The sequence below is a fragment of the Brucella pseudogrignonensis genome, assembly GCF_002252525.1.
GTDB lineage: Bacteria > Pseudomonadota > Alphaproteobacteria > Rhizobiales > Rhizobiaceae > Brucella > Brucella pseudogrignonensis.
Genome location: NZ_NNRM01000015.1, coordinates 67,620 through 89,910, shown reverse-complemented (window position 1 = coordinate 89,910; position 22,291 = coordinate 67,620). Strand labels below are relative to the sequence as shown.

The window sequence follows — 22,291 nt, the reverse complement described above, 5'->3', positions numbered from 1 at the left end:
CTCCCCCACCCATGAAGGGGGTGAACCACCCCCTCCAAACCACCCCGGCCCATACGGACGCGGCCCCTGATCGGGGCCGCGGGCTATCTCTCTCTGACTGTCCATTTTACGCCAGCCCATCCGGCCTCAAGGACAGCGCGGCCCCTCCAATTTTCTTTCGCCGGCCCGAGGCCGACGCCACAAAATCGGCTCCTCCGCTTGCCGCGCGGCGGCCGCGTACCGCGGTCCCTGACCCCTCTGGGCTACAGCGTGGACACCTTTCGTCAGAAACGAAAGGAGACTTACAATGTCTGATTTCCACTATGTCGAACTTTACGCGAAGTTCGCAGGATTCCGCCTCATGGCGATGGCCAATCGCCTTGGCTGCAACGACGAATTCAGCCGCGGAGCACACGACGGGCTCGTGGAGCGGCTCGACCAGCTCGTCGATCTTGTGCGCGGTGCGCTTGCCGCGGAACGCGAACTCGCACTGGCACCGAGCGGCCCCGAGGCAGATGATCTGGGCGAGCGGATCTGGTGCGCCGGACAGGAGCTCACGCACTACTGGGGCGAACCCGATGGCATCGACCTTTTGCGCAACGACGTCCACGTCGACTGGTCTACCAACGAATGGTACGACAGCCGCACCGGACGGTGGCATTTCGTCGCTGACTTCCCTGCGCCCCGCGAGGAAGTGAGCGACGACCGCCTGTACGGCCTGTGCGCAATCACTCGCCAGATCGCCGCCGAGACGGGCATATACTTCAACACTTTTACCACAGACCTCTCCATCGAGGGCGAAGAGCCGGACGATGAACGCGAGCGCTACGAAGCGATTGACGGTCTCGTCTGGTGACAGCGATCGGGCGGCAGGCGGCCTTGGCGGCCTGCCGCCTTCACACCATCACGGGAGCGGGCGCGGCCGGATCGACCGGCCTTCCCGGCTATTGGAAAGGGGTGAGCCCCTCTCCAGCTCACCCATGAAGGAAGGGCTGGCGCCCCTCCTTCAAACATCCTCCCAAGGGAAGGGAGACCCCTCCCTCGAACCCTCCCATGGGAAGGAGGCGACGGTTCCCTCGCCCTCCTTCCCAAACCCATCCTCCTCTCCCGGACCGAGGCGATGGCTTGGGGCCACGCTCGCTAGAGCCGCCCCGCCCGAGGCCGGAAGCCGTGTGTGCCAGATCTCCAGCCTGTGCGACCGGCCGCGATTTTTCCGGCCATTTGAGGGCAACCGAATCAGCTACCGAGCTGGGTCGAGAAACGCAGCTATATTAGCGGCTTGAGCCCAAAAATGGGGTGGCTTTCTGCCGTAGGACGACTAAAATAGTCGTAGTTCTGGAGTGCATGCGGGTAGAAGTGGGAGGTGATTATGTATGATCACCGCCCGACAATCACGGGCCGCACGCGCGCTGCTGGGTTGGACACAGGAGACGCTCGCTGACAAGGCCCGAGTATCGCTGACCGCGCTCAAACGCCTCGAATCCGAGAACGGATTCGACGTTTTTGAAACCACGCGAGATGGCGTACGGCGCGCGCTCGAATCGGCCGGGATCGTTCTTCTGTCGACAGAAAAGGGAGAGGGGGTCCTGTTGCTGCATCAAGCTGACCAGCCTGGTTAGCGCTTTGCGCCATCAACAGACGGTTTGCTGACATAAAAGCACTGTATTGCTCTTCGGGACGGTTAACGAAAGTCGTGCACGTGACTATGGTACTCTGATGGGACAGGCGATACCGGCGTTCCTGGACGCGCCACCGTCCAGCGACACGCTTACGACTTACGACCGCGAGCACATGAAGCTCTATCTGCGGCTGCTCGACGCCGAGCGGGAGGGCGCCGACTGGCGTGAGGCTATTCACATCCTCTTCGGCCTCGATCCTCATGACGATCCGATGCGCTGTCGACTGATCCACAATTCCCACCTCGCACGCGCGCACTGGATGACCGAACACGGTTATCGCGAACTGGTTCGTGAAAGTCAGCGGAAGTCTGGATCGTGATGCGCTGAAGGCATCACCTGTTGATTTCAACGTGACTTCCAAAATCCAACCCGAACGGGAATTCTACAACCTCCAAGTCGCAATAGTCGCAGGAGGATCATCATGACGCCTGACGCATCTACATGGCGCTCGTCGGCTGAATACGACCATCTGGACACACTGACGCCATCCGATCTGGCCTGGGAATGGCTGCGCCGCAATGATGCTTACGATGCGGACTACGAAGCATCCGCGACTGAACGCGGCGCTCCGACCTCCGTGAACGAGCAGATCCAGCAGCGCTGGGGACTGCGATTTCCCTGTAGACCCTCTGAAGCCGCCTCCTGAAGCTCCGGTTTTCTGGCTCCCGCTCCATGACACGAGCGTTGTTGTACTGATCGAAGCGCCACTCGACTTCCGTGACACTGAAGATTACCCGCCTCTCCTCCCATGGAGCGACACGGCGCCGATCGGCGACGGTCGCGCCTCGTTCCGTCTTCCTTTGCCGAACGATGAGCGCGTCCAGATTATCGACTACGTCCTCGAGGGCCGCACCACATCGGTAGCCGCCATACCGCTCGGCATTGACGGCTTCGATCGGATAGAGGCGGTTTACCGCCTCCTTTCCGCCCTGCACGGGCGCGCCATCCCGCCCGACACGCGTTTGACGCCCCAGCAGCGGATCCGCCAGCGCAGAATGCTCCGCGCCTTTGACGGACATCGCGCTGGCGCGACACAGCAGGAAATAGCCCACGTCATCCTGAACCAGGAACGTCTCGATCGAGATGACTGGCAGGCGTCTTCTGCCCGCCACGTAATCAAGGCGTTGCTACGCGATGCCCGCAATATGATCGCCGGCGGCTATCGAAAGCTCCTCCGTCACCGCCGGCAATCCTGAGCCTCGCCCCGCCGCGGACGGTGGGCGATTTCGACACCCCCCAACTTCGCCCTGCAACTCGCCGCCTTTTCTCCGCCACCGTGGTCGCCGTCCGCCGCTTTCTCGCAGCGGCCGTCCCCAACACCACGGAGGCCCGACCATGCCACACGAACCCGTCTTTCTCCCGCCGCGCTTCCTGCGCACCAAGGAAGCGGCGGAATTCCTCAGCCTCTCCGCACGCACGCTCGAAAAGCACCGCACCTATGGCACCGGTCCGTCGTATCACAAGCTCGGCGGCCGCGTCGTCTATGCGATCGACGAGCTCGAAAGCTGGGCCGCCCGCGGCGCAGTGACGTCCACCTCGGATCCGCGCGGCTCGATCCTGCCAGCAAAGCGCCAGGCGCCCGTCCGGCCGGTCCACGCCGGCCGCTACGCACGCTGATCGCGGCCGGTTCCGTTCATGGCGGTGCGACGTCGATCCCTCTCGGAGCGCGGGCAGCTCGACCTGTTTCGCGCGCTCCCCGGCGACTTCGCGCCAAGAGACGCACAGGATCTCATGGCCTATCCCTTCTTCTCCCTCTCCAAGACCCATCGCACCGCACCGATCGATTTCGTCGCCGGCAAGGTGACGATCAGGGTCGAGGCCGTTCACGACCACGGCATGGCGACCATCTGGGACGCCGATATCCTGATCTGGGCCGCGAGCCAGATCGTCGAAGCGCGCGACGCCGGGCTTCGCACGTCGCGGCTGATGGCCGCCACCCCTTACGAAATTCTCTCCTATGTCGGTCGCGGCACGAGCGCGCGCGATTATCAGCGGCTGAAGGCGGCCCTCGACCGCCTGCAATCGACCACGGTGTCCACCTCGATCCGCCAGCCGGCCGAAGGCCGTCGGCATCGCTTTTCCTGGATCAACGAGTGGCAAGAACGCACCGGGCGCGACGGCCGCCCCGAAGGCGTCGAGCTGATCGTACCGGACTGGTTCTACAAGGCCGTTCTCGACGACGCTCTCGTGCTCACGATCGACCGCGCCTATTTCGACCTGACGGGCGGCCTTGACCGCTGGCTCTATCGCCTCGTGCGCAAGCACGGTGGCCGCCAGCGACACGGCTGGCGCTTCGACTTCCGCCACCTCCACCAGAAATCGGGGAGTCTGTCGCCGTTCAAGCGCTTCACCTTCGAACTGCGCGACATCGTCCGGCGCCAGCCGCTTCCCGGCTACACGCTGTTCCTCGAAACGGAACCCGGCGGGCGCACGCTGCTTGCCTTCGAGCCCGCGCAGGCCTGTGGACAACCTGTGGACGGCCTCGTGCTATCAGGAACCCGAAGTATCGTGCTATCGGGAACCGGGGGCTCGTGCTATCGGGAACCCAAACCAGACCTAAGTCTCAGCGCAGAAACAAGAAATCGCCCTCTTAACTTAGAGTCTAACCAGGAATCTAACTCTGTAGAGCGCGCGCGCGAGGTGGATAACCTCATTCGCGACGCCGCCAGAAACCTCAGCGTCGCCGCCAGGAAGAGCCTGCCGACGCCACCGGGCCCAGCCCGCGACCGTTCCGCTTCGCCGACATCAGACGACGCCCGAGCGCCGCGTCTCCCTCTCGATCCGCCGGGAGGACGCCGATGATCATCGCGCTCCTCAATCAGAAGGGTGGCGTCGGCAAGACCACACTCGCGCTGCATCTCGCCGGCGAGCTGGCACGCCGCGGCAGGCGCGTCACCCTGATCGACGCCGACCCGCAGGGCTCCGCGCTCGACTGGTCGCAGCAACGCTCGCGGGAAGGCCTGCCGCGCCTGTTCGGCGTCGTCGGCCTGGCGCGCGACACGTTGCACCGCGAAGCGCCCGAGCTCGCCCGTGACGTCGATCACATCGTCATAGACGGCCCGCCGCGCGTCGCAGGCCTCATGCGCTCCGCGCTGCTCGCGGCCGACCTCGTGGTGATCCCCGTACAGCCGTCGCCACTCGACGGCTGGGCCTCGGCCGAGATGCTGTCGCTCCTTGGCGAAGCACGCATCTATCGCCCCGAGCTCGTCGCCCGTTTTGCGCTCAATCGCTGCGGCGCGCGCACCGTCATCGCCCGAGAGACGGCGGAAACACTCGCCAATCACGATCCGCCGGTGCTCGCCAGCACCATCGGCCAGCGCGTCGTCTTCGCTGATGCCGCACAGACCGGGCGGCTTGCGTCGGACATCGACGCGCGATCGCCCGCCGCCCGTGAAGTTGCGGCGCTCGTGACCGAGATCGAGCGGCTGCGCATCGGGAGGGCGACGTCATGATCATCCTTACCAGTGATTGCCGCGAACTCATGCCGTCGCATGGGCCATTCGACATGATCCTCGCCGATCCGCCGTACGGCGAGACGTCGCTCGCCTGGGATCGGCGCGTCGAGGGCTGGATTGCGCTCGCGCGCGCCGCCCTCAAGCCGACCGGCTCGATCTGGGCCTTCGGCTCGCTGCGCAGCTTCGTGGCGACCGCTCAACGGTTCGCTGACGTCGGTCTTCGCCTCGCGCAGGAAATCGTTTGGGAGAAGCAGAACGGCACCGGCTTTCACGCAAATCGCTTCAAGCGGGTGCACGAACTGGCCGTCCAGTGCTATCCCGGCGAAGCGGCCTGGCGCGACATCTACAACGATGTCCAGACTACGCCGGACGCTGCGGCGCGAACGGTGCACCGCAAGCAAAGTCCTCCCCATACCGGCCACATCGACGCCGGTCACTACGTCAGTCATGAAGGCGGACCCCGCCTTATGCGCTCGGTCATCTACGTGCGCAACTGCCATGGGCGTGCCATCCATCCGACCGAAAAACCGTCGGCCCTCCTCGAAATCCTGTTCCGAACGAGTTGCCCCGAAGGTGGCCTGGTGGGCGATTTATTCGCGGAATCGGGCGCGGCCGGGGAAGCCTGCCGGCTGTCCGGCCGGCGCTATCTCGGCTGCGAGATCGACCCGGACATGGCTGCGAAAGCCCGCGCGCGTCTCTCCGAGCTGCCGTCCGACGGCGGAGGCGCGTCATGACGGCGCGCACCGAAAAACGCGGTTTTGCAACGCGGCCGGCCGATCCAGACGGCTGGATCAAGGCCGGCGACACCGCGCCCGCTCGTGGCGCCGCCGCCGTCTATTCTGCCCGACTGACCATCGACGTCACCCCCGCCATGCGCGGCCGCATCAAGGTCGCCGCCTTCAGCCGCGGAATGACCGTCGCAGACATGGTGCGCGATCTGCTCGCGCGCGAATTCCCCCCGACCGAAGGAGACCCTCCATGACCGGCATCGCGGCTACCCGCATGCGCGGCGGCCCGCTGCCGTCCGCCAACCCAACGGATGATCTGACCCGCGTGGAACTCACGTGGGTCGAGAAGAAGATCGAATACTGGATCAGGTTCGGCCGCGAGGCTCACGAGCAGATCCTCGATCGCCGCCGCCGTGTCGTCTGCTTTCGGCCGAACACCGTTTTCGCCTTCGTTCGCTGGGCCGCGAACGACTACGGCACGGTCATCTCGCGCATCGATATCGTGCGTTCGGTCGCTCCGGGCGCACCCTACCAGACACTGCCTTTCGTGCGGCCCGGCGGCGAAATTCTGCTCAAGGTCGAAGGCTGGCCGAAGGTCGAGAACGTGCTGCGTCACGTCGATGGCATCGACGCGCTCGGCATCGATCCGGCCGATGTCGACCCCGACCACTGGCGGCACGTCGCCCACTGGATGAACGCCGGCGAAGCGCCGCGTCCCTACACGTTCGATCGCCATCAGGCATGGCTCCGGCGCCGGGAGATCGTGCGATGACGCGGCTCGATTACCTTGCGCTGACCGCCTTCGGCGTTCTTGGCATCGCCCTCGCCAGCGCCACGCCCTTGCCGATGAAGCTCGTCTGGAACGCGACCGCGAGCGAGCCCGTCGGCTTCTACACCATCGATCCCGTTGGTCGTCTCGAGGTGCCCGACCTTGTCGTCGTGATGCCGCCCGAGCCCGTCGCCTTGTTCATCGTGGAGCGCGGCTACGTCGCTCGTGACGTGCCGCTCCTGAAGCGGGTGCTTGGCCTGCCGGGACAACGCGTCTGCCGCTCCGGGCGTGCAATCAGCGTCGACGACGTTCCGCTTGGCGATGCGCTCGACCGCGACAGCCAGGGCCGCGACCTGCCGGTCTGGCAGGGCTGCCGCCGCATCGGCGACGGAGAGCTGTTCCTGATGAACCACGAGGTCGCAGACAGCCTTGACGGCCGCTACTTCGGCCCGCTTCCCGCCACCGCGGTGATCGGTCGGGCGACACCGCTTCTCACCGACGACGACGGCGAGGGCCGCTTCGTCTGGCGCGCGCCGACGCGGTGACGGCGCGACCAATGCAATCCCGCCGCACAACAGGAGACCACGATCATGGCCAACATCGGACTTTTCACACGTACGGAATCAGGCTTCGAAGGGCGGTTCAGGGCGCTTGGCATCGACGAGGAAATCACCTTCGTCGCCGCCGAGCCTTCGGAGGCCAAGAACGCTCCAGCCTATCGCGTCCTGCTCGGCGACGAGGACGGGCTACCGATCGGCGCCGCCTGGGCGGCCGTCGGAGATCGCGCCGGCGAATTCTTCTCCGTCGAGATCTACAGCCCGTTGTTCGGCGGCACTCTGCGCGCCAACCTCTTCCGCGCCGGTGACGACGGCTCCGCCTGGGGCCTGCACACCAACCTCACTTCCAAGAAGCGGAAGGAGGACTGAATGGCGGCGGTCCAGCACCGCGCCAGCGCCGGCGGCTCGACCGCCGTCCGGCGCTCAGCGCTCCTCCTTCTTCTTTCCGGCCTGACCTTCGCCGCGGCCGAAACGCCCGCTGTTCTGGCGCAGGTTCCGTCCACCGTCGGAGCCGCGTCGGCGCATCCGCACGCCGCGAACATCACCGAGGCGTCGCGACGCTTCGGCGTCCCGGCAGCCTGGATCGTCGCCGTGATGGCTGCCGAAAGCGCGGGCGATGTGCGCGCCGTATCGTCGGCGGGCGCGATGGGCTTGATGCAGCTCATGCCCGACACATGGGCCGAGCTTCGCACTCGCCACGGCCTTGGCCGCGATCCCTATGATCCTCGCGACAACATCCTTGCCGGTACAGCGTACCTGCGCGAAATGTGGGACCGCTACGGCGACGTCGCAGCCATGCTCGCCGCCTACAATGCCGGCCCGGCGCGCTACGACGAGCATCGCTCGAAAGGTCGCCCTTTGCCTGCCGAGACGCGGGCCTACGTCGCTTCGCTTGCGCCCGCGCTGCGAGGCGAGCGGCCCTTGAACGGCGGCTCCATGATCCCGCGACCGCCCAATTGGCGCGAGGCGGGGATCTTCGTCGTGCGCGAGGGTGGCACTTCTGCCGCCAGTCCAGCGCAGGGAGACCGCGCGTCAGACGACGCGCTCCCATCCCTCACGGCGACCCAGGATTCGATCACCGCCTTGCAACGCCAAGAGCTGTTTGTCGCGGGCAATGCAGCGGGAGGCCGGCCATGAGCGGCCCGCCATCAAGGTGCATCCCCTCGGGCTCTGGCGTGCCATGGAGAACGCCGGGGGTGGGGGCAGGCGCAGCGACCGGACGATGGCAGGATAAAAGGGCGCACGGTGCGCGTCCGTCGGTCGGTTGTTTTTGTTCATGTTTTTGGCGCGTTCCGCACCGTGCAGCGTATTCGCGCACCGTGCGCCGCACGCCCATCTTACTGTTTTTGCGTGGTGTTTCGCACCGCGCGGAGATGCGTCATGTCCGATGAACGCGAATTCCGCGTCCGTCCCGGGCGCATCCGATCCACCCGCGCGCAGCAGGCTCGTCCCTTTGTCGCGCAGGCGCTCGCCGCTGCGAAGAAGGCAGGCGGCGGCGTCTCACGGTCCGGCCGCGTCACCTCGGGCAATCGATCCCGCTTCGGCCGTGGCCAGCGCGCCAGCATCCAGGCCAATCGCCTGATCACGTCGCGGACCCGCGGCGCCGTCGTCAAGGCGCGCGTGGTCCGCCACAGCCCACGGTCCGCGCCGCTGGGGACGCATCTCGATTATCTGCGTCGCGACGGTGTGACCCGTGACGGCGAGAAGGCCCGATTGTTCGGGCCCGGAACCGAGGACGCCGATGGGCGAGCCTTCGCCGAGCGCTGCGGAGACGACCGGCATCATTTCCGGTTCATCGTATCGCCTGACGATGCTCCCGACATGTCCGACCTTCGATCGTTCATCCGCGATCTCGTCGGCCAGATGGAAAAAGATCTCGGCACGCGGCTCGACTGGGTGGCCGTCGATCACTGGAATACGCAGCATCCGCATATCCATCTTATCGTGCGGGGCGTGCGGGACGACGGCCAGGACCTCGTGATCTCCCGCGACTACATCAAAGAGGGGATGCGTGACCGCGCGCGCGATCTCATCAGCCATGAGCTGGGGCCACGCACCGACCTTGATATCCGCCGCAGCCTCGAAAGCCAGATCACGGCAGAGCGGTGGACCCAGCTCGATCGGCAACTCGTCCGCGACGCCGGCAAGTCCGGCATCATCGATCTCGCCCCGCTCGCAGATCGCCAGCCTGACGAGTTTCATGCGCTGAAGGTCGGCCGCCTGCGCACGCTCGAAACCCTCGGCGTCGCCGGGCAGGTAGGCCACTCCCAATGGTTCATCAAGCCGGAAGCGGAAACCGTCCTGCGCGAACTCGGCGAACGCGGCGACATCATCAAACGTATGCACCGCGCGCTGACCGAGCGCGGCATCGAACGCGGATCTGCGAGCTACGTGCTGGCCGGCGAAAGCCTCGACGTGCCCGTCGTCGGCCGACTGGTCGAGCGTGGCCTTGACGACGAGCTGAAAGGGTCCGCCTACGCCGTCGTCGACGGTGTGGACGGCCGTACGCATCACATCCGGCTGCCGCACCTCGACGCAGCCGGCGACAGCCCGCCCGGCTCGATCGTCGAGCTGCGCGCCTATGAGGATGCGCAGGGTCAGCGTCGGGTGGCGCTCGCCGTTAGGTCCGATCTCGATCTCGGCGCCCAGGTGAACGCGACCGGCGCCACCTGGCTCGACCGGCAGGCCATCGCCCGTGAGCCGGTCGCGCTTTCCGAAGGTGGCTTTGGCTCGGAAGTCCGCCAGGCCATGGAAGAACGCGCCGAGCATCTGATCGGTGAGGGGCTCGCCGATCGTCAGGGCGGACGCATCGTCTTCGCACGCCGCCTGCTCAACACGCTGCGCGACCGTGAGGTCAATGCGCTCGGAGAAAAGCTCGCCGCCGAGACCGGGCTGCCGTTCGCTCAGGCCGGGACAGGCGAATATGTCGCCGGCTCCTATCGCCAGCGCTTTGCACTCGCCTCCGGCCGCTTCGCCATGATCGACGACGGCCTCGGCTTCCAGCTCGTGCCCTGGTCTCCCTCGCTCGAAAAGCAGATCGGCCGCCACGTCTCCGGCGTCTCGCGCGACGACGGCGGCGTCGACTGGGATTTCGGTCGGAAGCGCGGGCTCGGCCTCTAACCTCAGTCAGAAAGGATTATCGCCATGTCCGCCACCAAAATCCTTTGGGGACAGATCCTGATCGTGTTTGCGATCGTCCTCACCACCGTCTGGGGCGCGACGCAGTATGTCGCGTGGAGCCTCGGCTATCAGGCGCAGCTCGGCGAGCCGTGGTTCACGCTGTTCGGCGTGCCGGTCTACTTTCCGGCCGCCATCATGTGGTGGTGGTATTTCTACGACGCCTACGCCCCAGGCATCTTCGCCGTGGGCGGCGTGATCGCCGCGTCGGGTGGCTTCATTGCGATCGCCGTCGCAATCGGCATGTCGGTCTGGCGTGCGCGCGAGGCGAAGAATGTCGCCACCTACGGCTCGGCGCGCTGGGCGCAGGATCAGGAGATCCGCGACGCCGGCCTGCTCGGTCCGGACGGAGTCGTTCTCGGTCGATACGAGCGCGACTATCTGCGGCACGATGGCGCCGAGCATGTGCTGTGCTTTGCGCCGACCCGTTCGGGCAAGGGCGTCGGCCTCGTCGTGCCCTCGCTTCTCACCTGGCCCGGCTCGGCCATCGTTCACGACATCAAGGGGGAGAACTGGACGCTCACGGCCGGGTTCCGATCCCGGCACGGCAGGGTGCTGCTCTTCGATCCGACCAATCCGGAATCATCGGCATATAACCCGCTGCTCGAGGTCAGGCGCGGTGAATGGGAGGTTCGCGATGTCCAGAACATCGCCGACATCCTGGTCGATCCCGAGGGTAGCCTGGACAAACGGAACCACTGGGAAAAAACCAGCCATTCGCTTCTGGTCGGCGCGATCCTTCACGTCCTATATGCCGAGCCGGAAAAGACCCTCGCGGGCGTCGCCAACTTCCTTTCCGACCCAAAGCGGCCTGTCGAGTCGACGCTGAGGTCGATGATGAAGACTGCGCATCTCGGCGAAGCCGGTCCGCACCCCGTCGTCGCCAGCGCGGCGCGCGAGCTACTGAACAAATCCGACAACGAGCGTTCGGGCGTGCTCTCGACGGCGATGTCCTTCCTCGGCCTCTATCGTGACCCGGTGGTCGCTGCGGTGACGCGCCGCTGCGACTGGCGGATCAGCGACATCGTGGGCGGCGAGCATCCCACGACGCTCTACCTCGTCGTGCCGCCCTCCGACATCAATCGCACCAAGCCGTTGATCCGGTTGTTGCTCAACCAGATCGGGCGGCGCCTAACCGAGGACCTGCAGGCCAAGGTCGGGCGGCATCGTCTCTTGCTGATGCTCGACGAGTTTCCAGCCCTCGGCAGGCTCGACTTCTTCGAAAGCGCGCTGGCCTTCATGGCGGGCTACGGACTCAAAGCGTTCCTGATCGCGCAGAGCCTCAACCAGATCGAAAAGGCCTATGGCCCGAACAACTCGATCCTCGACAATTGCCATGTCCGGGTCAGCTTCGCCACGAACGACGAACGCACCGCCAAGCGCGTCTCGGACGCGCTGGGCACAGCCACCGAAATGAAGGCCATGAAGAACTACGCCGGCCACCGCCTGTCGCCGTGGTTAGGCCATCTGATGGTGTCGCGCTCGGAGACCGCCCGTCAGTTGCTGACGCCAGGCGAGATCATGCAGCTTCCGCCGACCGACGAGATCGTCATGGTCGCCGGCATCCCGCCGATCCGGGCGAAGAAGGCGCGCTATTACGAGGATGCCCGCTTCAAGGAGCGGGTGCTGGCGCCGCCGGAGCCGAAACGACCTGACAGCACCGGCCCGGACGACTGGAGCAGCCTGCCGATACCACCGCGCCCGGAAGAGATCGCGACGACCACGGCCTCCTCGGACGATGAGGACACCACCAGTTCCGAACGTCGGCTGCAACCCGAGCTGAGCCGCGTAAAGCCGGTTGAGAAAAAGGCGCCCATCGAAAACGAATTCGAGATCGACCTCCCGGATGACGCCGAAGAGGAGGCCGTGGGGAACCGTCGCATGATCCGGCAGATGCAGGGCATCGCACGGCAGGTCTCTCTTGATCCCAACGACGGCATGGAGCTGTAGCCACCATGACCGTTCGCCGAAAAAAGAGAAAGACAACGATCTATCTCGACCCCGAGGTCGAAAAGACGCTGGCAGATTTCGCCGCACGCCGCGAGCAATCACAGTCCATGATCGCCGAGGCAGCCATCGCGTCCTTCCTCTCGCCGGACGACGCCGAACGGCGCGAAGCCATCTTTTCAAAACGCCTCGACCAGCTCGATCGTCGAATGACACGCCTCGAACGCGATGTCGGCATCGCGGTGGAGACCCTGGCGGTGTTCATCCGCTTCTGGATCACCACGACGCCCGCCCTCCCGGAGCCGGCGGCGCAGGCGGCGCGAGCGAAATCCAGCGAGCGTTACGAAGCGTTCATTACGGCGCTGGGTCGACGCTTGGCGCAGGGGCCGAAGCTGCGGCAGGAGATTTCGGAGGATAAGCCCGAATCGGACACCTGACCTCCTCGCGCGCGGCATCTGGGGGCGGGATCGACAAGTTCAAGAATAGGGCCGCGCCGCCGTTCTCCTGTATTTGCACGCCACACTACTACTACGACCGAAACTTGTTGAATCAGCCTAATTCCGGGCCCTTTTAATCATCCCCGATCCGGGGGTCATCTGTCGCGTCCCCACGAGAAATGGGGACGATATGGCATCCACTCACCAGAGACAGGAAGCGATCCAGCGCGGCGCTCGCATGCTGCGCACCGCGCTCGGACCCGCCATCGCCCGGTTTCTGGAGGAACCGGCCGTGGTCGAGGTCATGCTGAACCCCGATGGCCGCATCTGGGTGGATCGGCTTTCCGAAGGGCTGGCCGATACCGGCGAGACAATGACGCCCGCTGATGGCGAACGCATCGTGCGCCTGGTCGCGCACCATGTCGGCGCCGAAGTGCATGCGCGCTCCCCGCGTGTATCGGCCGAACTGCCCGAAACCGGCGAACGGTTTGAAGGCTTGCTCCCTCCCGTCGTCGCGTCTCCAGCTTTCGCCATCCGTAAGCCCGCCGTCGCCGTGTTCACGCTCGACGACTACGTGGCGGCGGGCATCATGACCGCCGATCAGGCCATCGCGCTGCGAATGGCTGTCGCATCCCGCGCCAACATTCTCGTCGCGGGCGGCACATCGACGGGCAAGACCACACTCACGAACGCACTGCTCGCCGAAGTGGCGAAGGGCGCCGATCGCGTCGTTATCATCGAGGACACGCGCGAGCTGCAATGCGCCGCGCCGAACCTCGTCTCGATGCGGACGAAGGACGGCGTGGCGACGCTCTCGGATCTCGTCCGCTCCTCGCTGCGCCTGCGACCCGATCGTATTCCGATCGGCGAGGTACGGGGCTCCGAAGCCCTCGACCTTCTCAAGGCGTGGGGCACCGGCCACCCCGGCGGCATCGGCACGATCCATGCCGGTTCCGGCATCGGCGCGCTGCGCCGCCTCGAGCAACTCATCCAGGAGGCCGTCGTCACCGTCCCGCGCGCGCTGATCGCCGAGACGATCGATCTCGTCGCCGTCCTCTCCGGTCGTGGTTCCGCCCGCCGGCTGGCCGAGCTCGCCCGCGTCGAAGGGCTCGGCCCGGACGGCGATTACCGCATCACCCCCGCAACCACCCCGAACGGAGAAGCTGAATGAATTCGCCCGCCATTCCGGATGTCACCAACCCGCCCGTCCTGTCCACGATCCCCGCCCATCGGGAGCCGCCGGTCGGCTCGCTCATGCGCGGTGCCTACAAGCGTCTCTCCGCATCGACTGCGCTCCTCACCATCATGATGCTGGCCGCCACGTCGCCAGCCTATGCCTCCGGCTCATCGATGCCCTGGGAGCAACCCCTTCAGCAGATCCTCCAGTCGATCGAAGGGCCGGTCGCCAAGATCGTCGCGGTGATCATCATCATCGCGACGGGCCTTGCGCTCGCCTTTGGCGATACGAGTGGCGGCTTCCGTAGGCTGATCCAGATCGTCTTCGGCCTCTCGATCGCATTCGCCGCGTCGAGCTTCTTCCTGTCGTTCTTCTCCTTTGGCGGCGGAGCGCTCGTCTGATGGCGGTCGCGTTCGAACAATTGGACGAGGTGCCGGGTTACACGGTGCCGGTCCACCGCGCTCTGACCGAGCACATCCTGCTCGGCGGCGCCCCGCGATCGATCGCCATCATGAACGGCACGCTGGCCGGAGCGGTCGGCTTGGGCCTGCGGCTCTGGCTGGTCGGGATCGCAATCTGGGCAATCGGCCATTTCATCGCCGTCTGGGCCGCCCGCCGTGACCCGCTCTTTGTCGAGGTCGGCCGCAGGCACCTGCGCATCCCGGCTTTCCTCGCGGTCTGAGGGAGGCGCTGCCGATGATGAACCTTGCCGAATATCGCGGCTCAGCATCGCGTCTTGCGGACTATCTGCCCTGGGTCGCGCTCGTTGCTACAGGCGTCGTGCTCAACAAGGACGGATCGTTCCAGCGCACCGCGAAGTTCCGCGGTCCCGATCTTGATTCCGCCGTCGCGGCCGAGCTGGTCGCCGTCGCCAGCCGTATCAACAACGCCTTCCGTAGGCTTGGCTTGGGCTGGAGCATCTTCGTCGAAGCGCAGCGTCACGAAGCCGACACCTATCCGGACAGCAGTTTCCCCGATCCGGCTTCCGGCCTGGTCGATGCCGAGCGCAAGGCGGGGTTCGAGGAAGCGGGCGCCCATTTCGTCTCCAGCTACTTCCTGACCTTCTTGTTCCTTCCGCCAGCGGAGGAAGCCGCACGCACCGAGTCCTGGCTGTACGAAGGCCGCGAACGTTCGGGCATCGATCCGCACGAGATCCTGCGGGCCTTCACCGATCGCACCGACCGCGTGCTGGCGCTTCTCGACGGCTTCATGCCGTCCTGCCGCTGGCTCGATGATGGCGAGACGCTGACCTACCTGCATTCGACGATTTCGACGAAGCGTCACCGCGTCCGCGTCCCCGAAACCCCGGTCTACCTCGATGCGCTTCTGGCCGACCAGCCGCTGACCGGCGGGCTGGAACCGCGCCTTGGCGACCAGAACCTGCGCATTCTAACTATCATCGGGTTCCCGACGGCAACGACGCCCGGGTTGCTCGACGACCTCAACCGGCTGGCCTTTCCATATCGCTGGTCGACGCGCGCGATCCTGCTCGACAAGACCGACGCGACGAAACTCCTGACCAAGATCCGCCGGCAGTGGTTCGCCAAGCGCAAGAGCATTGCGGCGATCCTGAAGGAAGTGATGACCAACGAGCGGTCCGTGCTCGTGGACACTGACGCGGCGAACAAGGCGGCGGACGCCGATCTCGCGCTACAGGAGCTCGGCGCCGACGTGGCCGGGCTGGCCTACGTCACGGCGACCATCACCGTCTGGGACGCCGACGCGCGCCTTGCCGACGAGAAACTGCGGCTGGTCGAGAAGGTCATTCAGGGTCGCGACTTCACGGCCATGATCGAGACCGTGAACGCCGTTGACGCATGGCTCGGCAGCTTGCCGGGCCATGCCTACGCCAATGTCCGCCAGCCGCCGATCTCGACACTCAATCTCGCCCACATGATCCCCCTGAGCGCCGTGTGGGCGGGGCCGGAACGGGACGAGCACTTCAATGCGCCCCCCTTGCTTTACGGCAAGACCGAAGGCTCGACCCCGTTCCGGTTGTCTCTGCATGTCGGCGACGTCGGCCATACCCTGGTGGTCGGCCCGACCGGCGCGGGCAAGTCCGTGCTGCTCGCCCTCATGGCTTTGCAGTTCCGCCGCTACCCACGCAGCCAGGTCTTCGCGTTCGATTTCGGCGGGTCGATCCGGGCGGCCGCGCTAGCCATGGGCGGCGACTGGCATGATCTTGGTGGCGGCCTTACCGAAGGCTCCGATGTCTCGGTCTCCCTCCAGCCGCTCGCCCGCATTCATGACACCTATGAGCGCGCCTGGGCCGCCGACTGGATCGTCGCGATCCTGTCCCGTGAGGGCATCACGATTACGCCCGAGGCGAAGGAGCACATCTGGACCGCGTTGACCTCGCTCGCATCCGCGCCGATCGAGGAACGGACGATCACGGGCCTCAACGTTCTGCTCCAGTCGAACGATCTCAAGCAGGCGCTTCGTCCCTATTGCGTCGGCGGCCCCTATGGTCGGCCGCTCGACGCGGAGACCGAACATCTTGGCTCGGCCGACGTGCAGGCGTTCGAGATCGAGGGCCTTGTGGGTACGGGCGCCGCGCCCGCCGTGCTCGCCTACCTGTTCCATCGCATCGGCGACCGGCTGGACGGCCGCCCGACCTTGCTCATCATCGACGAGGGATGGCTTGCCCTCGATGACGAGGGCTTCGCCGGCCAGCTCCGCGAATGGCTGAAGACGCTCAGAAAGAAGAACGCCTCGGTCATCTTCGCTACGCAGTCGCTGTCCGATATCGACAATTCAGACATCGCGCCGGCGATCATCGAGAGCTGCCCGACTCGGCTGCTGCTGCCGAACGAACGAGCCATCGAACCGCAGATCACGGCGATCTACAGGCGGTTCGGCCTCAACGACCGCCAGATCGAGATCCTCGCGCGGGCGACCCCCAAGCGGGACTACTACTGCCAGTCGCGCCGCGGAAATCGCCTGTTCGAGCTCGGCCTTTCCGAACTCGGCCTCGCGCTCTGCGCCGCGTCCTCGAAATCCGACCAGACGCTGATCGCCAACCTCGTCGCCGAACACGGCCGCGACGGCTTTCTCCCCGCATGGCTCGATGCCCGCGACGTCGGCTGGGCCATCGATCTTCTTCCCGGTTTTCAAACGCTCACCCCCCAGCCCGAAAAGGAGCTTTAGCCATGATCGTCCGTCGTCTTCGCAAATCCTCCGCGGTCCTCGCAGCGTCCATGCTGGCGGCTATGCCGCTCGCGATGTCGCCGTTTGCGATGTCGCCGGTCTATGCCTGGAGGATCGTCTACGACCCCACCAACTACGCGCAGAATGTCCTGACTGCCGCGCGTACGCTTGAGCAGATCAACCATCAGATCACCTCGCTTCAGAATGAAGCGACCATGCTCATCAACCAGGCGCGCAATCTCGCGAATCTGCCGTTCTCCTCGCTCCAGACGCTTCAGCAGAATGTTCAGAAGACCCAGCAGCTCCTGAAGCAGGCGCAGAACATCGCCTTCGACGTGCAGAACATCGACCAGATGTTCCAGCAGCAATACGGCACCGTCTCGATGTCGGCGAGCGATCAGCAGCTCGTCAGCGCCGCGCGCAGCCGCTGGCAGAACACCGTCGGAAGCCTGCAGGACGCGATGCGCGTCCAGGCAGGCGTCGTCGGTAACATCGACACCAACCGCACGCAGATGAGCGAACTGGTGAACCAGAGCCAGGGCGCGACCGGCGCGCTTCAGGCGACTCAGGCCGGCAACCAGCTCCTCGCCCTCCAGTCGCAGCAGCTCTCCGATCTCGTCGCGCTGCTCGCAGCCAACGGCCGTTCGGGCGCGCTGACGGAGGCCGAGCGCTCCGCAGCAGCCGAGCAGGGGCGTGAGCAGCGCCGCCGCTTCCTGACGCCCGGTTCCGGCTATCAGGCCGGCAGCGCGCGGATGTTCAACGGCAATTGAGGCCGGAAAGGAGCACCGTCATGGACAGCAAGATGCTGGCCCGGCTGGCCGCTGTGGTCTTCGTCGCCATCGCCATCACGGCGGCGGTCGTCGAGATGACCCGCAAGGATGAGGAGCCGGCGGGACCGTCGGCGCCTATCGTCGAGCCCGCGCGCGATCCGCTGCGCGAGGGCCAGCGCCGGTGCCAGCAGCTTGGGGCAACGGCCGCGAGCGACAGCGAATGCCTGCGCGTCTGGGCCGAGACACGTGATCGCTTCCTCGGCCGTCCGGCTGCGCCTGTATCGCCGTCGTCAGACGACAGGCGGTGATCCATGGGCGGCTCAGGGGTAATCGACAGCTTTCTTGGAACATTCACCCAATACATCGACAGCGGCTTCGGCATGCTCAGCGGCGAGGTGGCCTTCATCGCGACCACGCTGATCGTCATCGATGTCACTCTCGCGGCGCTGTTCTGGAGCTGGGGCGCCGATGACGACATCATCGCACGTCTCGTCAAGAAGACGCTGTTCGTCGGTGTGTTCGCCTATCTGATCTCCAACTGGAACAACCTCGCGAAGATCGTCTTCGACAGCTTTTCAGGTCTTGGCCTCAAAGCCTCCGGCACGGGCTTTACCGCGCAGGATCTCCTCCGCCCCGGCAAGGTGGCGCAGACCGGCCTCGACGCGGCACGGCCGCTGCTCGAATCCATCTCCGATCTGATGGGCTGGATCGCGTTCTTCGAGAATTTTATCCAGATCGCCTGCCTGCTTTTCGCCTGGGCGCTCGTCATTCTCGCCTTCTTCATCCTGTCCGTGCAGCTCTTCGTGACGTTGATCGAGTTCAAATTATCCACGTTGGCCGGCTTTGTTCTGATCCCGTTCGGCCTGTTCGGAAAGACCGCCTTCATGGCCGAGCGCGTGCTCGGCAACGTGATCTCCAGCGGCATCAAGGTCCTCGTCCTCGCCGTCATCGTCGGCATCGGCTCGACGCTCTTTAGCCAGTTCACGCAGGGGTTCGGTGGGCAGACACCGAGCATCGACGACGCCATGGCGGTCGTGCTCGCCGCGCTCTCGCTCGTTGGCCTCGGTATCTTTGGACCCGGCATCGCGTCCGGCCTCGTCAGTGGCGGTCCGCAGCTTGGCGCAGGCGCCGCAGTCGGCACGGGTCTCGCCGTGGGCGGCGCCGCGCTCGCCGTTGGCGGCGGTGCGATGCTTGCCGCGAAGGGAGGAGCAGCCCTCCTTTCCGGTGGGGCCGCGGTAGCCCGTGGCGGAGCAGCGGCCGCCGGGGCGGCATCGTCGGCCTATACGCTCGGTTCCATGGGGCAGTCCGGTGCATCGGGCGTGGCGTCCGGCGTCGCACGCGCGGCCGGTTCAGGCGCCACATCACCCTTGCGTCGCGCCGCCTCGCGCGCGTCCGAGAGCATGAAATCCAGTTTTTCCGACGGCGCCCGCGCCGGGCTCAGTGCCACCGGCGGCACGTCCACGATGGGGTCGGCCGGCGGCGAGGCAGAGCCTTCTTCCGTCGCGCCCGCGACGACGACCGAACAGCCCCCCGCATGGGCCCAGCGCATGAAGCGCGGCCGCCATGTCTCTCACGGCGTCAGCGCCGCCGCGCATGCCGTCCGTTCCGGCGACAGCCACGGATCCGGAGCATCCGTCAATCTCTCTGAAAGTGACCGTTCATGAATCTCTTCAAAAGGCCCGCCGTTCATTACGGCAAGACACCCCAACCAGAAACACCGTACCAGAGGGCGAGCCAAGTCTGGGACGAGCGTATCGGCTCGGCCCGCGTGCAGGCGAAGAACTGGCGCACCATGGCGTTCGGCTCGCTCATCCTGTCGGCCGGCTTTGCCGCCGCCCTGGTCTACCAATCGGCGCGAGGAACCGTCGTGCCATGGGTTGTTCAGGTGGACAATCTCGGCCAGGCGCAGGCGGTCGCGCCCGCCACAGCCGATTTCCGCCCGACCGATCCGCAAGTCGCCTGGCACCTCGCGCGTTTCATCGAACAGACGCGGAGCATTCCGGCCGACCCGATCATCGTCCGGCAGAACTGGCTTCGAGCATACGAATGGACGACGGATCGCGGCGCTGCGGCACTCAATGACTACGCCCGCGCCAACGACCCATTCACAAAGGTAGGCAAGCAGCAGATCGCCGTCGAGGTCTCCAGCGTCATACGCGCATCGCCCGACAGCTTCCGTGTCGCCTGGACAGAGAGGCATTTCGAGAACGGCCAGCTCTCCACGACCCAGCGATGGACAGCGATCCTGACCATCGTGATCCAGCCACCGCGCGACGCCGAGCGGATCAAGGTCAATCCGCTGGGAATCTACGTCAACGCCATCAACTGGTCGCGGGAGATGAGCCAATGAAATCGGCTTTCCGCAAATGCGCCATTCCGTCTTTTCGTAAATCCGTGCTTCCGGTTCTGCTTCTTTCCGCCACTATGTTGGCCGGCTGCGCGACGCCACAGAAGCCGCCCGAAATCACTTACGACCGCGACGTGCCCGCGTTGCCGGCCGTGCCCGTGGCTGTCACCGACGATCGACCGCGCCCGNCTGGACACCGGCAAAAGGCGGCACGGCCGCCACCACGCCGACGGCCCGCGTCGAGAACGCCAACGCCGCAGCGCGGGTGCAGCCGCGCCGGGAGGGCTACTTCAACGCCATCCAGGTCTACCCATGGTCCGAAGGCGCCCTCTATCAGGTCTATGCCGCGCCTGGACAGATCACCAACATCGCGCTGGAGCCTGGCGAGAGTCTGACCGACGCTGGCCCGATCGCGGCCGGTGATACCGCGCGCTGGATCATCGGCGACACCGAGAGCGGCAGCGGCCCGACCCGACGCGTCCACATCCTCGTGAAACCGAGCCGCGTCGACATATCGACGAACCTTGTCGTAACGACCGATCGCCGCGTCTACATGATCGAGCTGCGCTCAGGCGCCAAGCCCTACATGCCTTCGGTGGCGTGGGCATACCCGCAGCCACGAGGCGGACAGGGGCAGACCGTTCCGGCAACGCCGGTCATTCCAGCCGTCGCTTCCCGCAACTACCGCTACGGCCTGAGCGGCGGCAACCCGCCCTGGAAGCCCGTCTCCGTCTATGACGACGGTCGGCGCGTTTACATCGACTTTCCGCGTGGCATCGTCCAAGGCGAGATGCCACCGATCTTCGTGATCGGGCCGGAGGGCGAGGCCCAGATCGTCAACACCCGCGTCCACCGACACATCCTGATCGTCGATCGTCTGTTCGGCGCGGCTGAATTGCGCCTCGGAAGCGGTGATAAGCAGCAAACGGTGAGGATTGTCCGTACCGACGGGAGGCCCGCGTCATGAGCGAGGCAAACAGCAATACGAGCGCTCCAATGCGCCTGCGGGCGGAGCCGCCGCGCGTAACCCGGCTGTCGCGCAAGGTGCTTGCGAGCGTCACGGCCGTCGCTCTGGTCGGCATAGGCGGCGCCCTGATTTACGCACTCCAGACCCGGAACGCCGGCCGCGACGGAGAGGAGCTTTACTCGACAGCCAACCGCCAGACCGCGGATGGTCTTGCCGGATTGCCGCGAGACTACACCGGCCCTGTTCTTGGCCCGCCCTTACCAGGCGATCTCGGACGACCCATTCTGGACGCGCAGAACCGAGGCCAGCCCGTCGTTCCTCCGACGATCACGACGCCGGCGGTCGACCAAGCCGAACAACGCCGCATCGCGGAGGAAGAGGCCGCGCGCACGTCGCGCGTCTTCTTCCAGACCCAGCCGGGCACGACCCCGGCAGCGCCGGGAGGTTCAACCACACCCGGCCTTGCCGGTGTCGATCTCGCCGGGCTCGCGGGTCAAGCCGGCCAGCAAACCGCGCAGGATCGACAGAGCGCTTTCCTCAATGGGCCGGTCGATCGCCGCACAACCTCGTTGGATCGCGTCATGGCACCAGCTTCGCCCTTCGTGCTCCAGGCCGGTGCGGTTATCCCGGTAGCACTTATCACCGGGATACGCTCCGATCTTCCAGGCCAAATCACAGCCCAGGTGACGGAAAATATCTACGACAGTCCGACCGGTCGCAGCCTTCTCGTTCCGCAGGGGACGAGGATCATCGGTCAGTACGACAACAATGTCCAGTTTGGCCAAAGGCGGGTCCTGCTGGTCTGGAACCGCCTGATCTTCCCGAACGGCCGATCTATGGTCCTCGAACGCCAGCCCGGCGCCGACACGCAGGGCTATGCCGGGCTTGAGGATGGCGTCGATTATCACTGGTGGGATCTGATGAAGGCGGCCGGGCTGTCCACGCTACTCGGCATCGGAACCGAATTGGCGACCGACGACGAGGACCGCCTCATCCGAGCCATCCGAGACGGGGCGCAGGACACCATCAATCAGGCCGGACAGCAGATCGTCCAGCGTCAGCTTCAGGTCGCACCGACACTGACCATCCGGCCCGGCTTCCCGGTCCGGGTTATCGTTACCCGCGACCTTGTGCTCGAACCCTACAGGAGTTGAA

General features: G+C 65.6%; 26 protein-coding genes and 1 pseudogene. All 27 read left to right on the top strand.

Annotation, left to right across the window (positions count from 1 at the left end):
- The first annotated feature begins 286 nt into the window (after nucleotides 1–286).
- The 27 genes and pseudogenes from CEV34_RS05780 to CEV34_RS05650 all read left to right on the top strand — a co-directional run bounded on the left by CEV34_RS05780 (nucleotide 287) and on the right by CEV34_RS05650 (nucleotide 22,290).
- Nucleotides 287–835 carry a hypothetical protein gene (locus CEV34_RS05780; RefSeq protein ID WP_094543454.1) on the top strand — a complete coding sequence of 183 codons (549 nt, stop codon included), beginning with the start codon at nucleotides 287–289 and terminating at the stop codon, nucleotides 833–835.
- Nucleotides 836–1,352: 517 nt separating this feature from the next.
- The gene (locus tag CEV34_RS05775; protein WP_094543451.1) at nucleotides 1,353–1,598 is read left to right on the top strand and encodes a helix-turn-helix domain-containing protein; all 246 of its coding nucleotides are present in this window, start codon (nucleotides 1,353–1,355) and stop codon (nucleotides 1,596–1,598) included.
- A gap of 97 nt (nucleotides 1,599–1,695) precedes the next feature.
- Nucleotides 1,696–1,977, top strand: a complete 282-nt coding sequence (locus CEV34_RS05770) for a DNA -binding domain-containing protein (protein WP_094543449.1) — start codon at nucleotides 1,696–1,698, stop codon at nucleotides 1,975–1,977.
- A 102-nt stretch (nucleotides 1,978–2,079) separates the two neighbouring features.
- On the top strand, nucleotides 2,080–2,304 hold the full coding sequence (locus tag CEV34_RS05765) for a transcriptional regulator domain-containing protein (RefSeq protein WP_094543446.1): 225 nt from the start codon (nucleotides 2,080–2,082) through the stop codon (nucleotides 2,302–2,304).
- Nucleotides 2,305–2,458: 154 nt separating this feature from the next.
- Complete coding sequence (locus CEV34_RS05760) at nucleotides 2,459–2,854, top strand: DUF2285 domain-containing protein (protein WP_233290650.1); 396 nt, start codon at nucleotides 2,459–2,461, stop codon at nucleotides 2,852–2,854.
- 139 nt (nucleotides 2,855–2,993) lie between these two features.
- Nucleotides 2,994–3,275, top strand: coding sequence for a helix-turn-helix transcriptional regulator (locus CEV34_RS05755; RefSeq protein WP_094543441.1), 282 nt, complete (start codon nucleotides 2,994–2,996; stop codon nucleotides 3,273–3,275).
- An 18-nt stretch (nucleotides 3,276–3,293) separates the two neighbouring features.
- Nucleotides 3,294–4,460 carry a replication initiator protein A gene (locus CEV34_RS05750; RefSeq protein ID WP_094543438.1) on the top strand — a complete coding sequence of 389 codons (1,167 nt, stop codon included), beginning with the start codon at nucleotides 3,294–3,296 and terminating at the stop codon, nucleotides 4,458–4,460.
- Nucleotides 4,457–5,110, top strand: coding sequence for a ParA family partition ATPase (parA, locus tag CEV34_RS05745; RefSeq protein ID WP_094543436.1), 654 nt, complete (start codon nucleotides 4,457–4,459; stop codon nucleotides 5,108–5,110). The genes CEV34_RS05750 and parA overlap by 4 nt, the downstream gene beginning before the upstream one ends.
- Nucleotides 5,107–5,847: a DNA-methyltransferase gene (locus tag CEV34_RS05740; protein WP_094543434.1), complete on the top strand. Its 741-nt coding sequence runs from the start codon at nucleotides 5,107–5,109 to the stop codon at nucleotides 5,845–5,847. The genes parA and CEV34_RS05740 overlap by 4 nt, the downstream gene beginning before the upstream one ends.
- Nucleotides 5,844–6,095: a hypothetical protein gene (locus tag CEV34_RS05735; protein WP_094543433.1), complete on the top strand. Its 252-nt coding sequence runs from the start codon at nucleotides 5,844–5,846 to the stop codon at nucleotides 6,093–6,095. Before CEV34_RS05740 ends, CEV34_RS05735 begins: the two co-directional genes overlap by 4 nt.
- On the top strand, nucleotides 6,092–6,613 hold the full coding sequence (locus tag CEV34_RS05730) for a DUF2840 domain-containing protein (RefSeq protein WP_094543431.1): 522 nt from the start codon (nucleotides 6,092–6,094) through the stop codon (nucleotides 6,611–6,613). The genes CEV34_RS05735 and CEV34_RS05730 overlap by 4 nt, the downstream gene beginning before the upstream one ends.
- The gene (locus CEV34_RS05725) at nucleotides 6,610–7,155 is read left to right on the top strand and encodes a S26 family signal peptidase (protein WP_094543429.1); all 546 of its coding nucleotides are present in this window, start codon (nucleotides 6,610–6,612) and stop codon (nucleotides 7,153–7,155) included. The genes CEV34_RS05730 and CEV34_RS05725 overlap by 4 nt, the downstream gene beginning before the upstream one ends.
- Before the next feature lie 45 nt (nucleotides 7,156–7,200).
- Nucleotides 7,201–7,536, top strand: coding sequence for a DUF736 domain-containing protein (locus CEV34_RS05720; RefSeq protein ID WP_094543428.1), 336 nt, complete (start codon nucleotides 7,201–7,203; stop codon nucleotides 7,534–7,536).
- A complete protein-coding gene (locus CEV34_RS05715; RefSeq protein ID WP_094543426.1) occupies nucleotides 7,537–8,304 on the top strand; it encodes a lytic transglycosylase domain-containing protein in 768 nt (255 codons plus the stop codon).
- Nucleotides 8,305–8,547: 243 nt separating this feature from the next.
- Nucleotides 8,548–10,287 carry a relaxase/mobilization nuclease domain-containing protein gene (locus CEV34_RS05710; RefSeq protein WP_094543425.1) on the top strand — a complete coding sequence of 580 codons (1,740 nt, stop codon included), beginning with the start codon at nucleotides 8,548–8,550 and terminating at the stop codon, nucleotides 10,285–10,287.
- A gap of 24 nt (nucleotides 10,288–10,311) precedes the next feature.
- Nucleotides 10,312–12,294, top strand: coding sequence for a conjugal transfer protein TraG (locus CEV34_RS05705; protein WP_094543423.1), 1,983 nt, complete (start codon nucleotides 10,312–10,314; stop codon nucleotides 12,292–12,294).
- A 5-nt stretch (nucleotides 12,295–12,299) separates the two neighbouring features.
- Nucleotides 12,300–12,728, top strand: coding sequence for a CopG family transcriptional regulator (locus CEV34_RS05700; RefSeq protein ID WP_094543422.1), 429 nt, complete (start codon nucleotides 12,300–12,302; stop codon nucleotides 12,726–12,728).
- Between the two features lie 190 nt (nucleotides 12,729–12,918).
- Nucleotides 12,919–13,899, top strand: coding sequence for a P-type conjugative transfer ATPase TrbB (trbB, locus tag CEV34_RS05695; RefSeq protein ID WP_094543421.1), 981 nt, complete (start codon nucleotides 12,919–12,921; stop codon nucleotides 13,897–13,899).
- A gap of 83 nt (nucleotides 13,900–13,982) precedes the next feature.
- A complete protein-coding gene (locus tag CEV34_RS05690; RefSeq protein ID WP_094543461.1) occupies nucleotides 13,983–14,306 on the top strand; it encodes a TrbC/VirB2 family type IV secretion system protein in 324 nt (107 codons plus the stop codon).
- Nucleotides 14,306–14,587 (top strand): VirB3 family type IV secretion system protein, encoded by a 282-nt coding sequence (locus CEV34_RS05685; protein ID WP_035224601.1) that lies wholly within the window; start codon nucleotides 14,306–14,308, stop codon nucleotides 14,585–14,587. Before CEV34_RS05690 ends, CEV34_RS05685 begins: the two co-directional genes overlap by 1 nt.
- Before the next feature lie 14 nt (nucleotides 14,588–14,601).
- Nucleotides 14,602–17,052 carry a conjugal transfer protein TrbE gene (trbE, locus tag CEV34_RS05680; protein WP_094543419.1) on the top strand — a complete coding sequence of 817 codons (2,451 nt, stop codon included), beginning with the start codon at nucleotides 14,602–14,604 and terminating at the stop codon, nucleotides 17,050–17,052.
- Nucleotides 17,053–17,054: 2 nt separating this feature from the next.
- Nucleotides 17,055–17,822 carry a P-type conjugative transfer protein TrbJ gene (gene trbJ, locus CEV34_RS05675; RefSeq protein ID WP_179253468.1) on the top strand — a complete coding sequence of 256 codons (768 nt, stop codon included), beginning with the start codon at nucleotides 17,055–17,057 and terminating at the stop codon, nucleotides 17,820–17,822.
- A gap of 20 nt (nucleotides 17,823–17,842) precedes the next feature.
- The gene (gene trbK-alt / locus CEV34_RS05670; RefSeq protein ID WP_094543417.1) at nucleotides 17,843–18,130 is read left to right on the top strand and encodes a putative entry exclusion protein TrbK-alt; all 288 of its coding nucleotides are present in this window, start codon (nucleotides 17,843–17,845) and stop codon (nucleotides 18,128–18,130) included.
- Nucleotides 18,131–18,133: 3 nt separating this feature from the next.
- A complete protein-coding gene (trbL, locus tag CEV34_RS05665) occupies nucleotides 18,134–19,486 on the top strand; it encodes a P-type conjugative transfer protein TrbL (RefSeq protein WP_094543416.1) in 1,353 nt (450 codons plus the stop codon).
- A complete protein-coding gene (gene trbF, locus CEV34_RS05660) occupies nucleotides 19,483–20,172 on the top strand; it encodes a conjugal transfer protein TrbF (RefSeq protein ID WP_094543414.1) in 690 nt (229 codons plus the stop codon). The genes trbL and trbF overlap by 4 nt, the downstream gene beginning before the upstream one ends.
- Nucleotides 20,169–21,136: pseudogene (gene trbG, locus CEV34_RS05655) on the top strand (P-type conjugative transfer protein TrbG). The gene trbF and the pseudogene trbG overlap by 4 nt, the downstream one beginning before the upstream one ends.
- Nucleotides 21,133–22,290 (top strand): TraB/TrbI/VirB10 family type IV secretion system protein, encoded by a 1,158-nt coding sequence (locus CEV34_RS05650; protein WP_094543413.1) that lies wholly within the window; start codon nucleotides 21,133–21,135, stop codon nucleotides 22,288–22,290. Before trbG ends, CEV34_RS05650 begins: the two are co-directional and overlap by 4 nt.
- Nucleotide 22,291 lies beyond the last annotated feature (1 nt).

What these genes read in the sequence shown, in the direction of transcription:
- trbB (WP_094543421.1), top strand. Translation starts at nt 12,919, where the DNA reads ATGGCATCCACTCACCAGAGACAGGAAGCGATCCAGCGCGGCGCTCGC.
- CEV34_RS05650 (WP_094543413.1), top strand. Translation starts at nt 21,133, where the DNA reads ATGAGCGAGGCAAACAGCAATACGAGCGCTCCAATGCGCCTGCGGGCG.
- CEV34_RS05765 (WP_094543446.1), top strand. Translation starts at nt 2,080, where the DNA reads ATGACGCCTGACGCATCTACATGGCGCTCGTCGGCTGAATACGACCAT.
- CEV34_RS05685 (WP_035224601.1), top strand. Translation starts at nt 14,306, where the DNA reads ATGGCGGTCGCGTTCGAACAATTGGACGAGGTGCCGGGTTACACGGTG.
- CEV34_RS05755 (WP_094543441.1), top strand. Translation starts at nt 2,994, where the DNA reads ATGCCACACGAACCCGTCTTTCTCCCGCCGCGCTTCCTGCGCACCAAG.
- parA (WP_094543436.1), top strand. Translation starts at nt 4,457, where the DNA reads ATGATCATCGCGCTCCTCAATCAGAAGGGTGGCGTCGGCAAGACCACA.
- CEV34_RS05730 (WP_094543431.1), top strand. Translation starts at nt 6,092, where the DNA reads ATGACCGGCATCGCGGCTACCCGCATGCGCGGCGGCCCGCTGCCGTCC.
- trbL (WP_094543416.1), top strand. Translation starts at nt 18,134, where the DNA reads ATGGGCGGCTCAGGGGTAATCGACAGCTTTCTTGGAACATTCACCCAA.
- CEV34_RS05715 (WP_094543426.1), top strand. Translation starts at nt 7,537, where the DNA reads ATGGCGGCGGTCCAGCACCGCGCCAGCGCCGGCGGCTCGACCGCCGTC.
- trbJ (WP_179253468.1), top strand. Translation starts at nt 17,055, where the DNA reads ATGATCGTCCGTCGTCTTCGCAAATCCTCCGCGGTCCTCGCAGCGTCC.
- CEV34_RS05740 (WP_094543434.1), top strand. Translation starts at nt 5,107, where the DNA reads ATGATCATCCTTACCAGTGATTGCCGCGAACTCATGCCGTCGCATGGG.
- trbE (WP_094543419.1), top strand. Translation starts at nt 14,602, where the DNA reads ATGATGAACCTTGCCGAATATCGCGGCTCAGCATCGCGTCTTGCGGAC.
- CEV34_RS05770 (WP_094543449.1), top strand. Translation starts at nt 1,696, where the DNA reads ATGGGACAGGCGATACCGGCGTTCCTGGACGCGCCACCGTCCAGCGAC.
- CEV34_RS05780 (WP_094543454.1), top strand. Translation starts at nt 287, where the DNA reads ATGTCTGATTTCCACTATGTCGAACTTTACGCGAAGTTCGCAGGATTC.
- CEV34_RS05720 (WP_094543428.1), top strand. Translation starts at nt 7,201, where the DNA reads ATGGCCAACATCGGACTTTTCACACGTACGGAATCAGGCTTCGAAGGG.
- CEV34_RS05725 (WP_094543429.1), top strand. Translation starts at nt 6,610, where the DNA reads ATGACGCGGCTCGATTACCTTGCGCTGACCGCCTTCGGCGTTCTTGGC.
- trbK-alt (WP_094543417.1), top strand. Translation starts at nt 17,843, where the DNA reads ATGGACAGCAAGATGCTGGCCCGGCTGGCCGCTGTGGTCTTCGTCGCC.
- CEV34_RS05775 (WP_094543451.1), top strand. Translation starts at nt 1,353, where the DNA reads ATGATCACCGCCCGACAATCACGGGCCGCACGCGCGCTGCTGGGTTGG.
- CEV34_RS05710 (WP_094543425.1), top strand. Translation starts at nt 8,548, where the DNA reads ATGTCCGATGAACGCGAATTCCGCGTCCGTCCCGGGCGCATCCGATCC.
- CEV34_RS05705 (WP_094543423.1), top strand. Translation starts at nt 10,312, where the DNA reads ATGTCCGCCACCAAAATCCTTTGGGGACAGATCCTGATCGTGTTTGCG.
- CEV34_RS05735 (WP_094543433.1), top strand. Translation starts at nt 5,844, where the DNA reads ATGACGGCGCGCACCGAAAAACGCGGTTTTGCAACGCGGCCGGCCGAT.
- trbF (WP_094543414.1), top strand. Translation starts at nt 19,483, where the DNA reads ATGAATCTCTTCAAAAGGCCCGCCGTTCATTACGGCAAGACACCCCAA.
- CEV34_RS05750 (WP_094543438.1), top strand. Translation starts at nt 3,294, where the DNA reads ATGGCGGTGCGACGTCGATCCCTCTCGGAGCGCGGGCAGCTCGACCTG.
- CEV34_RS05690 (WP_094543461.1), top strand. Translation starts at nt 13,983, where the DNA reads ATGCGCGGTGCCTACAAGCGTCTCTCCGCATCGACTGCGCTCCTCACC.
- CEV34_RS05700 (WP_094543422.1), top strand. Translation starts at nt 12,300, where the DNA reads ATGACCGTTCGCCGAAAAAAGAGAAAGACAACGATCTATCTCGACCCC.